Origin of the sequence: Acidithiobacillus sulfurivorans (genome assembly GCF_018853815.1) — a bacterium.
Classification (GTDB): Bacteria; Pseudomonadota; Gammaproteobacteria; order Acidithiobacillales; family Acidithiobacillaceae; genus Acidithiobacillus; species Acidithiobacillus sulfurivorans.
In genome coordinates this window covers 1-21308 of sequence record NZ_JAAOMP010000035.1, presented here as the reverse complement: position 1 = coordinate 21308, position 21308 = coordinate 1, and the positions used below count along the sequence as shown (strand labels likewise).

Here is a 21308-nt window from a genome sequence, read left to right as displayed (position 1 = left end):
CGTATTGTGGCGCATCAGGCTTATCGTGCTCGACTCACAGTTAAAGAAATATCCCCTGTTTTAGGATTAAAACCATGCAACACCATCAACTGACCTTTCTGCAAAAACAATGCGTCCTGAAAATTTTGTGTGCTGACTTCTGGCAAAACGATGGTTTGCCCGTCTGCAACGAGGGTGCCCATTTTAATGAGCCGCGTGTCCGCCAGCTTCAGGTGAACGACACCATGGTTTTTCCGGGATTCAGACAATACGCCACTGACGCCCGTAGTGATGAAGCCCGGCAATAGGGACACTTTGCCATTTTTGATTTTCGATGCTGCGGGATAACTAATTTTCCGTGTTACGGAAAACGGTGCAGGAGCACCCGGAATGGTCGAAATTGATACATTGGAAATTTTTTTCCCATTGTTCATCACCTTTACGGTGTAAACAGCATGGCCTTCAGCCGAAGCCATAGCCGCCACTGGAACTATCATCAAACTCAAAACAGCACCAAACATCACTTTCTTCAACATAGCATTACTCCTTTTAATGAATGAGTCTTACTCATACGTCGCGCCGATCCACGTTGCTTGCAATTCGTTTTGTTTCCCCGCATCCCCCGCCAGTTTCCCTTCTGCAGCAGAAACGGGGTTTTTTGACAAGTAATACATTTTCGATATTGGGGAATAAGCCTGTTCTAGTGAGCCTTTAGTAGCCAATTTCGCCGCCATGGAAGGTACGACAGACTTCCATACCATCGTTTGACTCTGTTGACTTTGGCCTGTGACCAGAGGTCGCCGTTGCCAGACAATAAAGCTCAATTTGGCTTTATTTCCCTTTATTTCCTGGAATTTCAATGTGTAGCTGTACGGGTAACCTAACACTATGGACACGCTTGGTAAGGCGGTTGATACGTCTACATTGGTTATCCATTGAAATGGCTGCCCATGAATTTTCCCGTGTATAAAAACGGTTCCAATGTGGTTATGCGAGAGAACCTTTATGTCATGCAAATAAAGGGCATACTGGCTACCCACATAAAGCACAGAACCGATAATGCCGACGGACAGCAATCCGACAAGAGCGCCCTGCAGAGGTTTCATGCCCCACCACCTGCGCATCTAATGACCGCCTTTGTTGGCGGTATGGAATACCGTGTGGACAGTTGTGCCATTCGCGGCCAATGGCACTAGCACGCCTCCTGCTTCACGAATTTCTCCCAAAAAAATACAATCCGGGTCCGTGCGTAAAGCTTTGCGCAACCCTTCGGCAAAAACATCTGCCGTCATATCTTCGATTTTTTCTGAAGATTTCACTCCCCGCCTCCTGCACCGTTAATGACCACCGTTTTGTTGGCGATATGGAAAACCGCATGGACGTTCGCACCGTTCGCGGACAACGCCTGGATCACCTGGCTGACCGCCTTCTGAAAATCTCCGCTGAACGTCGTGGTGTTCGGCACCTGCCAGTCCTCCGGCACCTGCCAGACCACTGTCCAGCCGGATTGTTTGGCCCACTTCTGAAGATCGGGCAGAATGAGATCACCCCGGTTGAGCAGGAAAACAGGCGTAACCCCGGCTAAGGAGGAGGCTGGGTAAGTTTGCTGTCCGTGCCCAACATGAAAGTTGGAAGGAAGCCCTGATGCGGTGCTGTTAGACCAAGCGGCGTAACCTTTGGTATTCAATGGTGGCACAGAAGGCACGGGCTTAACCCGCAAAAGCAGCGCCATGTGCTGCCAGTTGAGGGTAGCTATCAGTCCGGACTGACGGAGCACTTCACGCAAAGGTAACGTCCATGGTTGGTTTTGGGTTTTCCAGGTGACCGGAGCCGCCCCCGACACGCCAGGTTTCGCGTACACGTGCCAACCTTCCGGGAGAATAAGCCGCAGCGCATCCTTTAAGGGAATCCCTGAACCATACGAAGAGCGGGAAGACGCCGTCCCGTAACCGACGGTTTCCAGGGTTTGCTGAGGAGACTTCCATTGCGCGTACCCCTTCAGGTTCAAAGACTTCGGCGCGGTTGACGTTATGGCAGCCGGGGATGGCGTGGCCGTAGGGACGCCAGATTCCAGAAGAACAGGGGCTACAGAAAGCGCCGCCGCATGAGCCAGTACCGGCAATATCGACCAAATCACACCGTTGACCCACACCAAACCATCTTTACCTGGACGCATGCATAAACCCTGAAATGTTGTTGTAATAGCCATGATAGCGGTTATCTCCGAAAATGAAAAGCTCTTGTATAGCCTGCAAGTCCTTTATAATCCACAGCGATTCCGGTACTTCCAGACTGGATCTCCCGCATGGACCTGTTTACCAGCAATCTTTTGAGAAACCCATCGAAAGGCGTTCGTCATGCTGATCCCGAAGTACGGCAAAATAGAAAAAACGACAATCCCAATCAGCGAAACATCAAACGTAAACCAGGACATATGGATCGCCCAGATCATAAAAAAAACCGCAACACGGGCATCCACCGGTCCCACTAAGCGCGGCATCCGCGCAGTATCACACCACATGACGATCCCCTCCTTGCCTCAACGCGACTTCTCCGCTTCAATGCGATGCAACACTGCATCATCAATCCATCCTTCCCTGTGCGCGATGACCGCATCTTCCACCAGGGTACGGCCATCTTTTCTCACCATAGTATCCAAAACCCCGTAAATCTGATGGATGGGCGTATCCACCAGGCGCTGGCGATGTGCTTCATCCAGCACCAACCATTCCCGAAGGGCGATACGCCCACCACCAACGCGAGGGTATAACCGCTGCTGAATCATGACCTGCGCTTCACTTAAAAAGCTCACCGCAATGCCCGGGGCTTCAATCTCATTGAACTGATGAATAATGCGGCCTGGAATAGCCGCTACCGACGAAGCGTGAATCGTGTGATACACCGCGATCCCGATCTCCGCTGCATGCACCATGCTTTCCATGGTGGCCCGGTTGCGGGTTTCGCCGACCAGTAAAGCATCTGCCGCCTTTCGCGTGGCGCTCTCAATGCCCAACTCAAAGGATTTCACCATGCGTGGCACTTCCAACTGTTCGATCGTCCCCATGGCACCGGGTATATTTTCAAAATCAAATTCGATGGGGTCTTCTATCGTTACCAACGCACGACGATAGGTTTGCCGATACCGTTGCACCATCGCTGCAAGGCTGGTTGTCTTTCCCGAACCCATGACCCCCGCAATACTCACCAGTCCGTGATCTGGAAACAAGGAGGGAACCAACAACGCGTTGACGTTCAGTGATTCCAGCTCCGGAATGACTTCAGGAATAAAACGGAAGGTCAGCGAGACGCCCGATTCAAGCCCCGCCTTTACCCCCGTCGCATTGCCGCGCAACCGCCACTTCCCGCTACGACGATCGTTGTGCGACTTCTGAACCTCAAAGGAAAAATCGACCGGTTGTCCGCCTCTGGCTACCGAAGAAGACGACCGGTCTTGCGTGACCGCATCCAGAAGGAGTGATAACTCCAACGGCGTCGGGATATGGCGCGTTACCGGATAGTATTGGCCGTCCACCCGAACAGAAACCGGCGTCGATGAGTTCATCTTGATATCACTGGCGCCTGATTTGCCCAGCCGCCCCGCCCATCGGACAAATTGTTGCACGGTCTCAATCTGCGCCCAGCCACCCGGTAACGGCTCGTCCGGAAACAGCGGTGGGACATCGTCAAAGAGGATGTGTTCGCTAGAAGGATCGAAATGAGCATGGCCGGCATCCAATTCGTCCAGAATCGTCAAATCCCCTTAAAAGCCAAAATAGTGTCAGAGTGACGCCAGTTGGATGTCAGGTTCTCTCCATTCTGGAGCCAAACTGGTGCCAAAGTGTCTCTTTTCATTTTGAACCCAAGCTGATCTGTGGAGCCTCTAAATCCGGCTCCCACTCTTTTGGCGTGCGAAATGATCCTTCTCCCGTCAGACGAAATATCCGCTCACCGACACTTAAAGTCCGGCCGTTGACACGCATGGAAACTTCTCCTGTCGAGAGCATGGGGGCCGACATGACCCCGCGTTTGTGCAACAGCCAAAAGCGCAGCATGCCCGCATAATCTCGGGTCAAACGATGCAAGCCTAACTGAAAGCTTTTTTTGGCAGACAATTCGCCCATCTCCCAGCCTTTTCGAATGCCCGCTTTCCAGGCTGCTTGATCGGCGTCTGTCTTGGGCAAAAGAACGGGATTCGGCTTCAACGGTGGCGCACAACTTTGTAACAGGTAATTACGCCAGGTGGGGGCCACTGAAACAATGCGGCCGTATCGCAAAATATGCCAGGTCGTTTGCGCGGTAACCGCCAGGCTACGCCCCTTCTGCTGGTAGGAATCGCTATCCTCCAGGATCACCGGCGGCAACACCCGCCCACCGTCCACCAGCAAAGACGCAAAGTTATACGCGCCGTTCAATACCTGCGCATGATTCTCCGCCCACTGATTCCATTGGGACACCCCGGCACAATAGCCCGCCTGCGACCCAAAAGACTCTGCTGCCTGCAAAATGGCCCTTTCACGGATATTGCTGAAGATCGACACAAAGCCGGGTTTCTCGTGAATGGCCGACGCCGGGTCGTTGATCAGGGATTGCTCGCTATAGACCGGCATCGGCGAAATGGACGAAACGCTAGCGTCACCGGCCAAAGCCATCGGCGATACAGACCAGATGGCCGTGGCCGTCAAGGTTCCAAAAAGGAACGCATGCCGGGGGAATAAGGACAGGCTTTTGCGCGGCCTCATTTTCTACTCCATCCGCCAACGCCAGCCGTGCTGCCTGCACCAGATGCACATAATTTAATGTGTCCAGGCGTCACCTGCAGAGAAACCGAGTCCGGCAATTGTGCCGCCATGGTTTTCAGGATGCGCAAAACCGATTCATTCCGTCCGTACACAGAAACATCCAGTTGCCCACCGAGCCCAGAAGAATCCTGATAACGCCAGCCCAACTTCTGTGCCAAAGCCTTACCCAAGATGTTCGCTGATCCGCTCCATTGGACATACATCCTCGTCGCCAGCGGGCCCGCTTTGGGTGCGCTGGCGGAAATCTGCGGGACCGGATAGCCGCCGTCAGACGGAGCCGTCCCATCGCTCATCGGGAAGCCCTGATAAGCCCCATGCCAGGCCACACTATGTGCCGCCCGTAAATTGTCGGTAACCTGCTGGATCTGCCGTACGGATTGCATGAGCGATCGGTCCATATTCGGATGCGGCACATCAGACGGTGCGGGCTGCGGTAGGTGCGCACAACCAGCGAGGAAACACATCCCTAACGGCAAAGCCCACCAGCGGCTACCGACAAAATTCAGCCCCGGGAAAAGGGAAAAACGGAAAGCGATAGCCGTCTTTAACATGCAGGTATCCTTAAATGTACAAAAGCTGAATCCGTAAAAATGGAAAAAGACAACCCACTTTTCCGTATGGATCGCCGAAAACAGGCAAAATCATTATCGCGGTTTTGACCGGTTAAAAAACGAGATAATTGTTTCATCACGATTACGCCTAGCATAAGGAGATATTCACAACACAAGATCACCACCCTTCTCCTTCTCTCGCTAATCGCGCCACATAAGACAGACCATCTTCGGAGACGGGCGATGATGTTTGAGGGGGCGACGGGGGCTGTGCAGACGGGGTAGGCGGGGTAGGTGGAGAAGCTCTTGAAACCGAAGTTGCCCCATTCCCAGGGGCGGACGGTGTCTGGACGACGGGCTTTGAATCAGCAGATTGGCCAGATGGAGAAGAGGGCGCATCCTCAGATAAGTTCTCTTTGAATCTTTGCGATTGCCGATATCTTATTGAAGGGGTGGTCGCGACAGTAGAAGAATATCCGGCACCATGGGGACCGCCTGCATGGGGCAAGCCCGGCTCCGTTTCTGTAGGCCCTCCTGACTCTAAAGACGGACCCAAACGTAATGTTGATCCCGCATTCAACGTGTCGACATATAAGCGCAAGGCCATCACCAAATGATCCGAGACCGCCTTGATATTGCCGGCCCCCGTTCTCGGTAAACTGGAAAGCCACTGATAGACCGGTTGGTGCAGCGGGTTGTCCATATAGACGCGGGCGCACACCCTGAAGAACTGCGCAGAAACATCCAGTGTATCCTGAGCATCCACAGTGGTTACATCGGCAGCAAACCGATCTTCCAGGCCAACGTCCGAATCTTCCAGTCCGGCGCTTCCTGCAACATCGTCAAAACCGCTATCCCATTCTTCGTCGATATCTGCCATGGTTTAATTCACCCGACCTGTAAGCCATTTCGACCGGCGTAGTACGTCAACATGCCCAAAACCGGCAGAAATCGACCGCCGCCCATGGTATCCATGGGAACCAGTTGTGCCCGTGGGAATACTTGCTGAATAAATGGGCAAAAATCTGGCGCCCCACCACCGTAGACCCCAATAATCATACGGTCAGCATCCCCGCCCCATAAGCCATACACGGCATTCATTAAAGGGCCAGAAACCGCTTGTTCCACAGCCGTCTGCACATCGGACGACAAGTCTATCCATTGCCCCTGCAGAAACACTTTATGGCGGTTCTCCACCATGCGCATGGACTCCTTCAAATCCAGGGCCAAACCAAACCGGCCATGAATGCGGGTCCCCACCGTGGATGCCACTCTCGACATGCCAATATCCAGCCCGGAGCACAAATCCATAACGGGACGCCCCCCGCGCAGTACCGCAAAGCCCGTGGTGTAGGTGCCTACGTCAATACCACCAATCAACCCGTCCGTCTCCGAGATTTCCCGCAAATTTTGGTCTTGCGCCATCCAGTAATACAGGCCAGCCGCCGCCTGCGGCATGACCATGCTCTCTCCTTTCAAAATGGTTAAACGCATTTTGTTGCCGTGGACAACCGCCCGATGCTCACCTAGAAGGGAGGCTGCAATGCCACGCCAACGATCCCGGTACGAGGCTTGAGGAACGCCCGTCACCAAGTGAACTTCACCTTCTGAAATACCCATTTCAGAAAGGGCGCGCAGCAACAAAACCATCCAGGGGGTCGATCCTGCCCATTGATGACCTAAAGTGTCGGCCACCTGATGCTGCCGCAGATGCTCCAGGGCATATTGACCCGTCAGCCAGACGCGATCCGCATACTCGATCACGGGTAAATCAGAAGCCCCAAACTGGCCGCGCAAATGCGGCGGCAACTCACCAACCACCGAAGGAAACGAAACACGCGGACTGTTTATCATCAAACCACCCGAAATGGCTTTAACGTAACCAGAGCCCACATCTACTGCAGCGATAGACATACTTGTCCCCCTCGGTAAAACCGGAAAAAACGGCGTAAGAAGATATAAGGAATAACGCCAACATACCCACTTTAGCGAAATGCCAAACAGGTGTCAATGCGTAACCAAAGCGATGTCAAACTGGCACCAAATTGGCATCCGCTATGCTGTGACACCTAAACAGCGCCAAATTGGTGCCAAAATGGCAGTCCGGCATCCGCCCCCAGCCCACGCGCCGCACCCCATCAAAAACGAATAGGCCAAAAAAGTGCCAATTTGGCGCCAGAACACGGTCAAATGAGCGCCAATTTGACGTCCGTCACGCGTAATTCCAACAAAATGCCAGAATGGTGCCAAAAGAATGTCAAATTGGCGTTGATTTGACCCTTTGGACGTCCTGGCCCAATCTCGGCTGCGCGAGCATATCGCCAACAAAGGTTTTTCCGCGTTATACTAATTGCCACTGAAGCCACTGAAGCCGCATCTGATATGCCCAACGTCATCACCCGATCAGCCAAGACGCAGCGCCTGTACGATAATCGCGTAAAGACAACCATGCATCGCTATCAGGCGGAAACCGGGCACACCTGGGCAGACCATCCTATGGCATTCGCGGAATGGATGTTGGCGCAAAAAAGGCGGTGGAAACGGTCTACCTGGAGAATGACCCGGCTCGCTGTACAAGAGTATCTGCAGGAAGCAGGTGCCCCCATAGAAGCCATTCAGCACTTCGACGATGGACATAACCCGTCCAGTAAGGCGGCCGGGCAATTCGCCGCTGTGCGCGTCAAAGGTTTTCCGGATTCCGATCTGGAGAAACTGGTGACCCTGCTGACGAGCCCCTTGCAGGGCGCAACCCCTTCACCGGCGCCTGCCAAAACCATCCGCAGTGGCGGATATGATGTGATGCTGGCGGCCTTTTTACAGGCAAACGTACTCATTGGGCTACGCCCGTCTGAATGGGACACCGCACATTGGGTCACATTGAACGAAGAAAGGGTCTTGCAGGTGGAAAATCGGAAGACCACCAATGGCCGGAGCAACGGGACTGCGCGTTTGCTGTGTATCCACCCGGACAAGGTGGACTTGATTCAGGCAGCACTGACTGAACGTGACCGATTGCTCGCCATGGGTGCCGCATGGCCTGAAATACAAAACGGTATGGCCTGCCGGATTAAGGAAATTCGGCACCTCGTCACCAAAAAAACCTATACGCTCTATTCTACCCGACACCGATTCGTCAGCGCCGCGAAACAAAGTGGTTACAGCAAAGAAGAGATCGCCAATATGCTCGGGCATGCCAGCGAAAATACGGCGACCATGCACTATGGCCGGAAAACCGCGAAAACCAGTGGGGGCAGAGGAGAGACGGCGGAAAACTTGCAGACGCCGGCGCTACTCGTGGGGGTTACTCAGGGTATAGGGGTAACTATCGTGCCCAAAGACGACCAGGAAAATCAGGCGGCACTGACGGAAGATCAAGGAAACGCTTCGAAAGCGACAAAGCGGGACCAATAAGCCGGAAGCGTTCCTTATTCCTAAAGTGGCACCGAAAACAAGGATAACACCGTCAAGGCAAGTTCGTTGTGAGGCAAGCCTGGGCAAGGCCCGCGACAAAGACCGCCACAAGCAGGAAAAGATACAGGTGACCACGGTTTAACCTCGACAAAAAACGCTTCATTACACACCCGCCGCCGTTTCCCGCAAAATGGCATCTACAACGACCAAGTAAATAATCTCATTCGGGTCGACCCCATTCGTCAGGTGATCTGACTGATCGGACGCCTGGAAATCCCGCAGAGCTTTCTGATAATACGGAACGTACCGTCCCATACCCTTGGATTTGAATCCAGCCAGCGGGTCCGACATGGACAAAATATCCTGTAAAGGCTCGAATACCGATTCCTTGATGGACCCACCCGGATACAGCTTTGCCAAAACCCGACGGGCGGTCACCGGACCGAATTCCCGATACAGCCGGTCGCGCAAGATCGTGTCTTCCCGTGTGGACGAAAAGGCCCACAAGGCGATCGGTCCCACCGTATTCCGCAAACTTTGCACGATCTTCCCTTCATTAACGACATACCGTGCGATGATGGTGGACCCTCTCCGGTCCGGCTGCCGGAGATTATTCATCATGGCGTCCACGGAAGAAGGGTCCATGCCGAAACGCTCTGCGGCTACTTCGGCAATATTTCGTTTCCCGTTCACGCCAAACACGAAGGCCGTCGTCGAAAGGTTGGCAATCGTTTCCGGGATATCTCCGGGCTCCTGGGAGTAGACCGCAATGTGAATGTTCCACTTTCGGGATTCACGAATCACTGTCTGAATGTCGGAGACAATCTGATCGGAAACCGACGAGTTTTGAGAAACGCGATGGAACTCGTCAAAGAAGATACGCTTGTGATCCTGTTTGAGGCCCGCAATGAACCGGTCATAGTACGGCCGGTACAGGTCCGGCACCAGATTGGCGTCAGCTTCCTGGATGAAAAACCGGGAAAGCGTCAAATGCCGGGCCATCATATACATGATGGCCGTCTGCCGGTCATCGAGCGATGATCCTTTGGTGGCTACCTCATCAAGGTCCAGTGAAACTGCCCGCGCCTCACCAATGGTGAATCGGGTTGGCAAGGCGAAAACACGATACCGCTGCAAAGCTTCGGAACACTTCAACCCAAAATCATGGGTGGCAGGTTCCCCATACATACGCACCACCTGCGCGTCGTTCAGATAAGCCGCCACCTCACCCAATGTAGGTACCGCGAAGCGCTGGGCAATGGACGCATTCCCCAATTCTCCCTTGCGAAAAAAGTAATCCACGATCTCCCACCAGGACGTGTGATCATCCAACGTGAGCCGTCCTTCCTGTACTTCCTCCGCAATAACACGGTCCAGCCGAATACAGTCCAGATTGTCCGGATCATAACGGGGACGATAGATGCGCGGAGACTGGTTGTCCGAAAGACTCTGGTACGCCTTATCGATAATCAGGCTGGCCATCCCGGGGACCTTGTCCGGTGGATGCTTGTCCACATAGGGCGTTCCGATCAGGCTCATCAGATTGGTCAAAAAGCCCTTATGCAATGGCAACGGTTCCCGACAGCCAACCGCCGTATCAAAAGGATTGACGGAAAAGTCCAACGTGTTTCGCATGCGCACATAGATCGCCAGGTGCTTCTGGTCTTCGGGGAGACTCTCCCGAATCAGGGAGATGACACCGGAAGAGCTCGGCCCCACGTCGATGATGGACAAAAACGGCATGCGCGGCTGCCCTGGGGCCACGAAAAACGTAAAATTGGCCACATTGGCATTATTGGATTTGCCGGATCCCAATGGGCCGCTCCCTACTTCAATAAAGGAGGACTGCTGCCCGGAACCCTCCCGGAAAGGCAGGAACCGGCCATCATTCGTTCGGTAGGGCGTGCCGCTATCCCAGGTCGATGCCGGGCGCAGAAAAGGCAGCATACCGACGATATCCATCAGCGGGGCGGCTGCAGCCGGTGCGGGATTACCGGATTTCAAGCCGGGTATAGTGGACGCAATGGCCAGCAGTTGCCCCATGCCCATCGGCGCAGCGACGGTTGCGTGCCCCCACAGATTGACATCGCTCGCTACTTCTGACGCATGGTTTTTCAGAGTTTCTTCGTCTCTCGCGCAAACGGAGAGGGCGCACTTGAATCGCACCACAGCTTCACCCGCCAACCGGTCCGCTTGAAGCTCATGAAGGGCCTGATTGTACCGGGCATTTACAGAAGACGTTTTGGCAAACAGCGCTGTCAACGCAGATTTCCACCACAGGGGGCCCATACCATCGGCCTCGATGTGAAAAGCGATGCGCCATTCAATATCCATCGGTATTTTAGAAAACAGCACGTTAAAATTACACGGTTCTTCTGGAGGAATGTCCATCACCAGACCCCGCCAGTAACGATCGCCCCACTTCACCACGGTGTCATCCACAAACCTGGCATCTTCCTTGATGATTTGCCTGGCCAGCGACGGGTAATAGAGCTCCGCTTGAGAGGGGGCGCCATACCGGTTTTTGATCTCGTCCTTCACCCGCAAAGGAAACCGGTCTCCAGGCAGAATCGGCTTGTACGTGGACCCCGTGGGCGAAAGAGACGACCGCATCGTATAAATAGCGTCTCGAACCGACATGACTTCCGCCAGCACCCGCACCTTCGGGCTACGCATCTCTCCAATGAACGTGTCCACAAAAGAGCGATGCCCATCCCGAAGGTCCGTGGCAATCCGGTTGAACCGTTGTCCATCATGGTGCATCAACGGCAATATGCTCAACGCCTGCTTTTTAACACGGGCTTTTTGTTGTCGGCGCATGGACGGCGGCAACGAGGATAACCGTGTAATCAACGCTACATAGATACCTTCTTTGGAAACATACCGGGACACGGCTGTTTGCCAGTCGTCCAGAACGTCGTCAGCGGAACTCATTCCGAAGGCACTCAACGTCCCGCGCATGCCATCGAAAACCTTCTCCACATCGCTCGTATCATGTGGATTTCGATGGAAATAGACGATCACAGAATGTCCGACCGAGGCCAGCCCATTTTTCATCACGGAATGCACGCCGCGATTGATGTTGTCGTACTCTTCGACGCCCACCAGGCTCATGCTGCCCTTCACGCGGACCAGGCTCATCAACGACCCGTCACTCAACACTAAAGTCCGGTTATCATCCACGGTCTCCAGATCGGTGATAAACCGCAAATCACCCGTATGTGTGACAGATTCTACGGCACGAAAAACATCATCTACGATCTGGACTATCGACATATAAAATTTTGCCTTTGTAAGAAAAGCCTTAACCCGGATGTCACTGCAGGGAGATGTTACGAATAACCAACCCGGACGGATGTTTCAACATGTTTGCCCGCTGCACAATAATGGTGGCGTCGATATTTTGCGTGCTCAAATTTCCGGCAGAGCCCGCATAGGTCAACATCATTTTACCGCGAACCATCCATACGGGAATGCCATTGATTCGCCCGGCCTGCTGTACATACGCGGCGGAAATCGGCTGCAATACCGTATTCAAGCGTTGATTGGCGATTTTCTGAATGATCCCGCTGCTCTTGAGTCCAACGATCAACTGCTTAAAAGCGGTACTTGTATAATACTTCGCTGCATTACTGAGTTCTGGCTTCCATCTCGTGAAAGACAGGGACAGGGTTTTTTCCGCCGCACGCGTAGCCCATGCTGCAGCCCCGGCATTACTGACCATCGGTTCAGACCGTGGCACCACCGGCTGCACCTGCATGGATGGGTTGACCGTAATAACAATCGGTTTACGGTGTACCAGCATGTTAATGGCGTTAGGGACCAACAACCCTGCAATGACCACGGCCTCGATCACGGCGATACGGACAATCCATTGGTAGCTGTCCCGATAAAACGCACGGGACTCCTCCACCAAGTACACACCGTTTTCAGACCCGGCCCCTTTCGGAGTAGTTTTTGCCGCAGGCGTGGGTTGTGGATTACTCATCGTGCACCCCCTTCGGCTCCTGGATGATACAAAGAAAACTCATCAGAAAAACGCACCACCATATCCAATCCCCCTAAAAGAAAAGCCATTTGCAGCATCTGCACATTTTCAGAAGTGCGCTCCGGGTTATAAGCGTTTTCCACCTCATTCATGACCCACTCTTCAGAAAGCAGACCCTGTGGAAGGAATGGCGGCAATAAACCCTGCGCCAGAAGTATGGGGATCCACTCCTGGATCACCATCCCTTCCGGCGGGGAAATCAGTACCCCACCAGAGCCATAGCCAGAAACGCCGATAGAGACGCTGTGCAATTGTGCCGCCACCTCAAATAACAGCATGCGGTCCGCAGCACGTACAAAGGCGCTCGCTGGATTACGGGCAGACTTGGGTGCTTTCGGAATGGTGCCTATAGCCGCCCGCCATAAAACGTCCATAAATATCTGATAGGGGTAAGAGACGGACCGCATACGCACGGTTTCTGGATCCAAAGCGGAGCAATATCCTGGCGTGTACACCTCCGGCGACCCGAACCCACGCGGGGGCGCTCCCCATTTTCCTACTGGTTTATTCTGTACCTGACGCGGCATGGCCTGTTCCAGAATCTCCTGGATCGAACTCAGCCGTTCACCGACCACCCCTTCATGCAAGACGAATTCGCACCAGGGCAGCAGTGCAGCCAGTTCCAAAGAGGTCAGCCAGTATCCGGAACGCGCATTCCGTTGAATGTTCGCCCCGTAATTGATCATGGATTCCATTCTCGGGTCGCACCGCTTCATCGTCGCTCGAATCAGGGATCCTGGATTTTGATCCAGCCAATCCAGGATGCGTTCCGGGCCTCGCCGGCTCAATATGGACATGTCCCCGACATTTCGCCATCCACCGATGGGAAAAGGCACCCGAAACAACTGCTGCGCATGTGCCACGCGATCCACGGGAACCCGAAAATGGCCGGGAAGCAAACCATCTCCCTTTCCAGCGCGCGCCCGATCATAACTGCTGACAGACGTTGGCTGGTAAGCGTTGTCCGCCGATTCTAAAGCGGAAATAAAATAATCTGGCGGCGGCCCATCCGGAAAAAACCGGCGAACATCCGGGAGGATACGCTCTCGCAACCCATACGCAAGATCATTGAGGGGCGGGGCTGACATGGGCAGGAAATCATCCATAATGGCGATGACCTGCTCAAACAACCAGGAACTGACGCCCAAGCGAAGGAAATCACCATTATCAAAGCGTCCACCCCATACGCTTTTGGGGTTGGCCCTCAGGCCTTCCTTATCGGACTCATCGATGCCCAACTCGTTCCAGAAACGCTTCATCGGGTGCGAAAAATAGCTGTCCCGACGAAAACGCGCCCCCTGCAACCCAGAAACGCTCACCGCCTCATAAGAAAGGTTCGTCCACCAAGCCACGTCCGACGAAAGGTCTGCCGTATTACCGAAACGAAAAACCTCCTCTTTCCAGGAAGGGAGCGCCCAACCCGAATCGTGCGTGGATGGATCATCAAAAAAACAGGCACCGCAACGGACATGGGATTCCATCACATCTCCCCTGCCGTAGTCGATTTCCCGTCATCCGTAACAAGGTCTCCACACAAGAAACGCTGCGCCATTTTTTCGAAGCGGTCATAATGGCTTTTCAGCTTGTCCGCATGAATCAAGTTCATGTTTTGCTTGTAGTTATTGGCTTGCAACCAGTAACGTACGGGCCGCAAGTAATAAGAGAAATCAGGCAAGAACCGGGCGCCCCCTAGAAAAACAGACCGACGTAAATAGGCCGATTCATTCCGGTTGGCTAAGGCCATCAAAGACTCACCCAATACTGCCGCATTACTCATCCCGGCACCGAGATTCTTTTCCGCGAGGTCCCCAAAGGACTGTAGTGATTCGTATCGCTCACGGGCGGCGCGTCCCATTTCCGAGGAAAACTTCAGCGCGTCCTGCGTCCGTGATTCCTCCGCTATTTTAATCTCGGCCTCATTGGGATACTCAAAGCACATCAGGATAAACAACACATGAACGGTGATATTCAAATCTTCCTGACGAATCCAGGGTGCCCAGATAATGGAACCGGCCTCCCGGTGCCCCGCATTGCCACAATGAAAAACCGAATGACAAAAAGGACAGACCGTCAAAAGATTGTCAGGATGATTATTATGGTGATCATCGTCGATATGGTGAACCTCAAAATAACCCGCAAAACGACCTTTGAAAAATTTGCCGTTTTTAGTCTGGTCTTCTTCCCTGAGTGTACGCATCTGACAATACCGGCAGGTATACTTATCCCGAACCAGCACCTTTTTTCGGACGGTTTCGAACGCCGCGTCCGCATCTTCCGCTGCCGGGTCGTGCATCCGCCAAGTCGAGCGCTTCACCCCCAAAATTAACGGGGGCTTGCGGTCAACCGGCGAGGAGGCGAGGGTTCCAGACATGTCGAGGAATCCGCCTTAATTTTATCCCAGCACTGTACTGACTTGCGATTCATTGGACCCACTGAAAGCCGTAGCGCTACCTACATCGATCACTTCGGTGACCGACGCCAAAAGAATCCCTGCGACAATAATCACGATAGCCACCATGGGCGACTCGTGTTTCTTGTGGGCGTATCCCCACATGATGATGCCGACCACGACCATGAGTAACCCGAAAAACAAGGCAAAGTAATACAATCCTTGGGAAAGTCCGCTTGCGGTCTGTTCCTGGTAAGTCCCTATTTGCCCCAAAGTCGGCACAGCCCACGCGGATTGTGCGGCCATAAACAAAACGATGCCGGTTGCCAATCGGGAGCGCAGGCGCGCCATCTTCCCATGAGCCCCATGAAACCACTGTTTCAATACGTTACTTTTCATAAGTTTTCCCCGTGCTTAATAAAAAAATACACCATAATAGGCATGATAGCGGTTTTATTATCAACCGCCAAGAATCTTTGTGATCGCCGTTTGGAAAACCCCTCCAACGGTTGCCCCCAGAGACAACAGCATCGTCTTCATGTTCAACGCCACCACTCCGCCTACCAGATGCCCGATAGCCGGTCCCATTTTGCTGCGGTCTTCAGAAGTGTCCCTAAATAACAGCAGAGCCTTTACAGTGGCAATCAACCCCACCAGCATCAGCACATCGAAAACAAACGTCACGATCGTTGCGTATTCGCCGGTCCCGTTAGAAGATGGGTTCAGCGTCAACGCCGATGGCGCATTGGTCTGGAAAGCGGTTTGCGAAAGACTATCCATCCAGGCAGGCAGAGACGTCATCAAGACACCCGCAACAAAACTGAAAAGCGCCAGTTTCGTTACCGGAGCCCCCTGTTTTCCGGATTTGTACATGGACGTCAGGGCCCCCACAACGATGGCGAGACCACCAAAAAAGACAAAGTCTTCCAGCGTCCCCCACCAGGGACCCATCGCATTGATGAGATTTTGGAGCGCCTGGTCAGTGCCCGACGATATCACCGGATAACCCCTTCATTGGTGATCACTTTACCGAGTCCAATCCGTTGAACCAGCATACCGCCGGGCAGAACATCGCCTGCACGGACTGATTGCACTTGCCCACCCGGGCCGGAAACCATTGCGACATGCCCATTACCGCCGACGACCGACCACGCGCTCTCTGTCCTTGAGGGTGACGCAGGATGTGCCATCGTCACCCTGGGAGCAGGGGCGGCCACGGGCACATGCACATAGCGCACAATGGTTCGGGTGACTACGCGCGGTGCGGAGGCTGTTTTGTCAGACTGTAGAGCATCCTGAAGCTGTGCAATTTTTGCTTTGGACGCGGCTATTTCCGCCTGCAGCCGCACAACGGTTGGGTTAACCGTATTTGCCGCCGATGCAGTTGTTGACGAGACCATTGGCGTGCCGGCCGGGAGCCCGGCCGTTGGCGCCGGCGACAAAACGACAGGAGACTGCAGGGACGACAAAGTGGACGTTTTGGTTGTTTCTTCTGCAGGCGTCGCCATCGCTGACGTAGGCAATGCCGATACGGGCGATGGCGACGCATCCTCTGCCGTCATGGACGTATTGGCGGCAGGATGGCTTGTTGCGGTGGTAGAGTCGCCCGAAAGTTGATTCAGCGTAGCGAAGCCGCTCATCCCTGATGGTGACGGCGTCTGGGCGCTCATAGCCGCAGAATCTGGCGCAAAGCCGCTTTTCGGTGAAGCTTCTGGGTGACCTATGCTTCCCGATAACGATTTTTGTTGCATCAATGGGGTCGTCGCACGCTGGGGCAAATGTGAAGCGGGTGAAGCAGCCAATCCCATTTGCTGCTGCATAGGCGCCACACTGGATGAATGTCCATCCAAAAGAACAAAGGCCGCGCCACCACCTATTGCGATCACCACAAATCCACCTAAAACACCCCATTGCCACTTGGGTATTTTCTTTTTAGGAGAGTTGGCATTACCTGCTTTTTCTGCGTCGGCAGGCACCGTCAATTCCGGGTTCTGTGCGGCTGGTTCAAAGCGGGTGTCACCTACGACACCGTTTTCCCCTTCCGGTAAGCCTGTTTCGTCTGTTTCTGCCCAAGGCTTTTGCTGCGGGTCTTCCCAACTATCTTCGCTGTTATATGCCATGATGTCCTCTTTTCAATACGATGAAGTGATGATCCCTATCTTTTTTAAGGACGATCCAATATGGATGTAGCCCCTGTGTTCAATGTGAGCCCCGGGAAAGACAAGTTATTTCTTTGCACGGGATAACCACTTTGTGCGGTTGGCGAGACAGCCGGATTGCCGGTCGTCACCGGGCGCGCCGGACTGCCGATGACTGGCGCAGATACGGTGGTGCGCGCCGCAGTCTTTCCAGAAGAAACCACGAGCAGACCAAACGGTGTGCCCTGGGCTACTGTAATGGTGTTTGGCTCCATGACGTTATTCGCCATAGCTTCCTGGACGGGCTGCAGTTGTTGTGCAGCTTGTCCCGCTGCAATATCCATCGTTTGTGCGGGCGTCAGCATGGGATAAGTCTGCGTCGTTCCTATGCCCAACGCAGAAGTGGTCGTGGACCCTTCTTGCGCAACGGCTGCCCCATAGCCTTCCACGCCGGCAAGGAACGCAGCACCTAAAAAGTTCGCCGTTCTGGATAGAATATGGTAATCCACCCCCGTCGCCATACCGGGAAGTGTCGTGCTAGGCGATACGGCATAAGCGTCGATCTGTACGGTTTTTCCGCTCGGCAATACCAGTGTGTTCAGCCGAATGAGCAGGTCGTTGCTGCCTTTCGACAGTGTGAACGAGCCGATGACGCGATCCCCATTATATTTCCCCTGGACCAACTCACCGATCACCGGTCCCGGCATCGTGCTTTTCAGGGCGTTCTCAAAAACGCCATACAGAATGGATCCGGGCGGAATCGCGGGCGGTGCGGATGGTGTGGAGATGGAAGTCTCCGCGACCGGCGTCAGGCCAGCAGCAGATACAGCGGACATGGACGGTTCAGCCCTTTGGAATTGCGGGATGTAATATCCGGGATTGACGCCCCGCTGATTCTTCATCGCCGTCGCAATGGCGCCAATCTCCTTAGCAATCGCACCATCTGCAGCCGGTGATTGTGGCTGCTGCTGGGATGCTTGTTGTGTCTCTTGAATAGATGCCTGCTGCACCTGCGCTGAAGGCTGCTGAATAGGCGCTTGTTGGGGTGGCATGTTCATGGTCGTCGTTCCTGTTACAGGGATCCCCACGAAAGACTGATCATGGCTCAACGCATAGGCCGCTTTTTTCTTGTTGTACGCGGCAACCTCAGCCGCATAGGCGGGAGAACTTTTGCCCGGTGCGTTATGTATCCCGTTGTTGGCCTGCATATTTACATCGGCACCCGCATCGACATGGGCGCCTCGCGTTTCCAGCCAAATGGCTCCAAAAGCGGTCAGCAGGCTTACCCCACCCACGCCCACCATAAGCCAACGTCCAGCCGTCATATTGAGCGTCAACCCCATGAAGCCTTTCTTTTTTGGGGGTAAAGCAGAATCCTGATCTTCTATTTCATCGCTCATGGGAGGCGCCTTTGAAAACAGAGGTCGGCTGCAAGCCTGCCGGCTGCAAGCCCGCCGAAGCATCGTCAGATAGCAGCACGGTGCGCATTTGCCAGGTTCCATCGGTGGCACTGAGATCGTCACGCAGCATCAATACCCGGGTTTTTGGCAGGTCATAGACCATGGCCCCATCCTGTCGAACTTCTGCCGTCCAGGCGGGAGAGAGCAGCGGTATCCGTGTGCGGACGATGACCCGTCCATTCCATGACCAGGCTTTAATCCCAAACCCGCCGGATGCATGCAGCGCCTTTGCGCCCTGTGGCGGCGTCTGAGAGAGAAACAGCATCAGGTCCGAATTGACGGCAGAAGGCGGTGGTGGCGCATACAAAGGCGGTGGCGCATCGGGTCCATGTCGATCCACGCGCAAAGTCACCATACCATCCACGGTTTTATCGTGTGGGCCATCGGCCACCACATTGATCATCAACGGAGTGGATACCCCTTTCAGGGTCAGCACCAGATTGGAAGAAGACCCGAAGTATTTGGGGGAAATCGTCAACAAATTGGACGGTAACTGCACGGGTTGCGGTTTACTGGTCGTCGCCGAAGTAGAATGTACGCCAGCGGTAGCAGCCGATATGGCGTTCTGTCCATTGGGTGCGCCCGCGTCTTGCGATACGGCGGAAACATCGAAAGATTGCCCGCCGCCCACCTGTCGGGAAGTCACGGGCCAAGGAGAGCCGTTTTCACCGATCACGGAAATCGTGGTGACGTAGCCGGGAGCCAGATGAATCGTAGGCACCTGTGCGCCGGGCCCCAGGGAAACCGGCAGCGAGGGATTCTCAATCTGCAGGGGTGCGCCTTTGTGGATGGCATACTGGTCATCCTGCATCTGGTGTTTCACCCACTGGATTTCCCGTGTCGAGAGAGGGAATTGTTCCTGGTACTGGGTACCCACCATGGGACGCACATAAGCGGGACCTGGCAGAGGCGGCAAATAATACCGACCACCCATCCCATTCAGGGACTTTTGCGACTGTTGGTTGTATTTCTCGATCCGCGCATCCCGCTTGGCCTGTTGGGCCGCCAGACGTGCTTCTTCCGCCTGAATGGCGGCTTTCTGAGCGGGGGTCTCGGCAGGAGCGGCAGATGTCGTGGACGCAGTAGGCCCCGTCCCGCCGACCACGTTATTCAGGATACTGTCTGGAGAACTGGCCGGTGCAGCAGCCCCTGAGGGGACGACAGCCGCTACAGACCAGATTGGACACATCCACAAGGAAACCGCGACGGCCACGGAGACAGCCGATGGGGTGCGTCGGGATGGTTTCCGTTGTGGACAGGCAGGCATAGCGGTTGTCTGGGGAGGTACCCGGTAAGCGGAATGGACCAAGGCAAGCGTTCCTATCAAATGCGATATTGGCTATGTTAGCGGTTTTGTGCGGCGATGGGAAGAGGTTTGCACGGGTTTAGGTGGATGGGTCGTGGATGGCGCGACGAATGGGTTCTGCTGAATGGGCAAGGGGATCTTGCGGATGCTTGAAGCATGCGTGAAGCATGAAAAAATGATGCTTGAAGCATAAAGACTAGGTCTAATTCTATTCCGTGTAAAGGAAACTTTCGTAAAACAATCATACGGCTATTCATTTGTTGGCGATTCTGACGTTATTGTTTTCGGCTGCTGACGATTTTCTTGTTGTTCTTGTTCGTATGCCTCGTTTGGCAATGCGTCTTCTTGATCGTGAGAAGACGTCGTGTGCATGGACACCCATTGCTGCATCTCGACCATTTCTGGTAACCGCAATGCGGATTGCAGTTTTTTCATGAAAACTTTGGGTTCTTGGATATCTTTTATGGCGATGTAAGCATCCCGTATAGCGTCTGGATCACGTTCTTTCAATATGTTAAACAGCGTTCTGGCCTGTATGAGGTCTTTTTTTCGTTTAGCCTCCCAGACAGACGGACGACAGGCCGACGTAACACATTTATGCCACATAAACCGTCCAGCTTCAGGGACTTGCGCTATCATCCCATATCGGGTCATCAGCAATGCCTTTTGTGGCTCTTCGAGCAGATAATCTAAAAACGGCAAGATCTCCGCATGAAACTGGATGGCAGAGACGTGGACAGGTCGCCCTGTGAAGGCATATGAGCCGGCTGTCAGAAAATCAATATGAAAATCTTTGCCTCGGATTTTCATGGAAGCTTCCCCATATTTCAAATTCATTGCGGGAACCGGAGATATCTTATCGTTCCACGCCCTGAGCACTTTTTCGATGTTGATATTTTCGGGAATGCCCAGTTTCAACCTATCTACAGACAGGTCCACGTCGTTGGTTTGTATCGCTACCCGTTCGGAAACGCCCATTTGGTGCAAAATAGCCTGATAAGCCGGCGTCCCAATAAGTGTAACCCCGGATCGAAACAGTCCCGTTCTCGAAAGGGCCAACATAGCACCTTCCATCGTAGCGTCCATTCTGGTGTACCCCGCCTGGCGCAGCATTTTCGCCATTGACCGTCTATGGTTACGGGATTCTTGCAATTCTGGGGATCGCAAACGAGCTATTGTTGCCTGGGTGTCCGTGTTGTTATCTGGGCCGATATAAGATTGCTGTCG

Annotated in this window: 21 protein-coding genes; 1 reads left to right on the top strand and 20 read right to left on the bottom strand. The window is 53.8% G+C overall.

Annotated features, from left to right (window positions below; all coding sequences use genetic code 11):
- Positions 1 to 20: 20 nt before the first annotated feature.
- The 10 genes from HAP95_RS03685 to HAP95_RS03640 all read right to left on the bottom strand — a co-directional run bounded on the left by HAP95_RS03685 (position 21) and on the right by HAP95_RS03640 (position 7243).
- Positions 21 to 515: a hypothetical protein gene (locus HAP95_RS03685; protein ID WP_031568842.1), complete on the bottom strand. Its 495-nt coding sequence runs from the start codon at positions 513 to 515 to the stop codon at positions 21 to 23.
- Between the two features lie 27 nt (positions 516 to 542).
- Positions 543 to 1085, bottom strand: a complete 543-nt coding sequence (locus HAP95_RS03680; RefSeq protein WP_140391145.1) for a hypothetical protein — start codon at positions 1083 to 1085, stop codon at positions 543 to 545.
- Positions 1086 to 1103: 18 nt separating this feature from the next.
- Positions 1104 to 1298 carry an ATPase, T2SS/T4P/T4SS family gene (locus tag HAP95_RS03675; RefSeq protein ID WP_031568835.1) on the bottom strand — a complete coding sequence of 65 codons (195 nt, stop codon included), beginning with the start codon at positions 1296 to 1298 and terminating at the stop codon, positions 1104 to 1106.
- On the bottom strand, positions 1295 to 2155 hold the full coding sequence (locus HAP95_RS03670) for a toxin co-regulated pilus biosynthesis Q family protein (RefSeq protein ID WP_215883008.1): 861 nt from the start codon (positions 2153 to 2155) through the stop codon (positions 1295 to 1297). Before HAP95_RS03670 ends, HAP95_RS03675 begins: the two co-directional genes overlap by 4 nt.
- An 84-nt stretch (positions 2156 to 2239) precedes the next feature.
- Positions 2240 to 2500 (bottom strand): IcmT/TraK family protein, encoded by a 261-nt coding sequence (gene icmT, locus HAP95_RS03665; RefSeq protein WP_215880821.1) that lies wholly within the window; start codon positions 2498 to 2500, stop codon positions 2240 to 2242.
- A gap of 18 nt (positions 2501 to 2518) precedes the next feature.
- Positions 2519 to 3733 (bottom strand): type IV pilus twitching motility protein PilT, encoded by a 1215-nt coding sequence (locus HAP95_RS03660; protein WP_215883007.1) that lies wholly within the window; start codon positions 3731 to 3733, stop codon positions 2519 to 2521.
- Between the two features lie 94 nt (positions 3734 to 3827).
- A complete protein-coding gene (locus tag HAP95_RS03655) occupies positions 3828 to 4718 on the bottom strand; it encodes a type IV secretory system conjugative DNA transfer family protein (protein ID WP_215883006.1) in 891 nt (296 codons plus the stop codon).
- A complete protein-coding gene (locus tag HAP95_RS03650) occupies positions 4715 to 5329 on the bottom strand; it encodes a hypothetical protein (protein ID WP_215882329.1) in 615 nt (204 codons plus the stop codon). Before HAP95_RS03650 ends, HAP95_RS03655 begins: the two co-directional genes overlap by 4 nt.
- 178 nt (positions 5330 to 5507) lie before the next feature.
- Complete coding sequence (locus HAP95_RS03645; protein ID WP_215883005.1) at positions 5508 to 6209, bottom strand: hypothetical protein; 702 nt, start codon at positions 6207 to 6209, stop codon at positions 5508 to 5510.
- An 8-nt stretch (positions 6210 to 6217) separates the two neighbouring features.
- The gene (locus tag HAP95_RS03640) at positions 6218 to 7243 is read right to left on the bottom strand and encodes a ParM/StbA family protein (RefSeq protein ID WP_215880816.1); all 1026 of its coding nucleotides are present in this window, start codon (positions 7241 to 7243) and stop codon (positions 6218 to 6220) included.
- Between the two features lie 468 nt (positions 7244 to 7711).
- On the opposite strand from HAP95_RS03640, the gene HAP95_RS03635 reads away from it, so the two are divergent.
- On the top strand, positions 7712 to 8740 hold the full coding sequence (locus HAP95_RS03635; protein WP_215883004.1) for a site-specific integrase: 1029 nt from the start codon (positions 7712 to 7714) through the stop codon (positions 8738 to 8740).
- A 162-nt stretch (positions 8741 to 8902) separates the two neighbouring features.
- Here the strand turns inward: HAP95_RS03635 and HAP95_RS03630 are convergent, their stop codons facing one another.
- The 10 genes from HAP95_RS03630 to HAP95_RS03585 all read right to left on the bottom strand — a co-directional run.
- Complete coding sequence (locus HAP95_RS03630) at positions 8903 to 12016, bottom strand: putative type IV secretion/conjugal transfer ATPase (protein WP_215883003.1); 3114 nt, start codon at positions 12014 to 12016, stop codon at positions 8903 to 8905.
- 40 nt (positions 12017 to 12056) lie between these two features.
- Entirely contained in the window at positions 12057 to 12728 is a 672-nt protein-coding gene (locus HAP95_RS03625) for a DotI/IcmL family type IV secretion protein (protein ID WP_215883002.1), read from the bottom strand.
- Complete coding sequence (locus tag HAP95_RS03620; RefSeq protein ID WP_215883001.1) at positions 12725 to 14269, bottom strand: hypothetical protein; 1545 nt, start codon at positions 14267 to 14269, stop codon at positions 12725 to 12727. Before HAP95_RS03620 ends, HAP95_RS03625 begins: the two co-directional genes overlap by 4 nt.
- Entirely contained in the window at positions 14269 to 15159 is an 891-nt protein-coding gene (locus tag HAP95_RS03615) for an HNH endonuclease signature motif containing protein (protein ID WP_215883000.1), read from the bottom strand. The genes HAP95_RS03620 and HAP95_RS03615 overlap by 1 nt, the downstream gene beginning before the upstream one ends.
- 21 nt (positions 15160 to 15180) lie before the next feature.
- Positions 15181 to 15576 carry a DUF6750 family protein gene (locus HAP95_RS03610; RefSeq protein ID WP_215882325.1) on the bottom strand — a complete coding sequence of 132 codons (396 nt, stop codon included), beginning with the start codon at positions 15574 to 15576 and terminating at the stop codon, positions 15181 to 15183.
- A gap of 60 nt (positions 15577 to 15636) precedes the next feature.
- Positions 15637 to 16176 carry a hypothetical protein gene (locus tag HAP95_RS03605; RefSeq protein WP_215880809.1) on the bottom strand — a complete coding sequence of 180 codons (540 nt, stop codon included), beginning with the start codon at positions 16174 to 16176 and terminating at the stop codon, positions 15637 to 15639.
- Positions 16173 to 17297: a hypothetical protein gene (locus tag HAP95_RS03600; RefSeq protein ID WP_215882999.1), complete on the bottom strand. Its 1125-nt coding sequence runs from the start codon at positions 17295 to 17297 to the stop codon at positions 16173 to 16175. Before HAP95_RS03600 ends, HAP95_RS03605 begins: the two co-directional genes overlap by 4 nt.
- Positions 17298 to 17341: 44 nt before the next feature.
- Positions 17342 to 18715 carry a DotG/IcmE/VirB10 family type IV secretion system protein gene (locus HAP95_RS03595; protein ID WP_215882998.1) on the bottom strand — a complete coding sequence of 458 codons (1374 nt, stop codon included), beginning with the start codon at positions 18713 to 18715 and terminating at the stop codon, positions 17342 to 17344.
- Positions 18705 to 20084 (bottom strand): DotH/IcmK family type IV secretion protein, encoded by a 1380-nt coding sequence (locus HAP95_RS03590; protein WP_215882997.1) that lies wholly within the window; start codon positions 20082 to 20084, stop codon positions 18705 to 18707. Before HAP95_RS03590 ends, HAP95_RS03595 begins: the two co-directional genes overlap by 11 nt.
- A gap of 246 nt (positions 20085 to 20330) precedes the next feature.
- On the bottom strand, positions 20331 to 21308 hold a 978-nt coding region (locus tag HAP95_RS03585; protein WP_215882996.1), incomplete at its 5' end, for a GSU2403 family nucleotidyltransferase fold protein.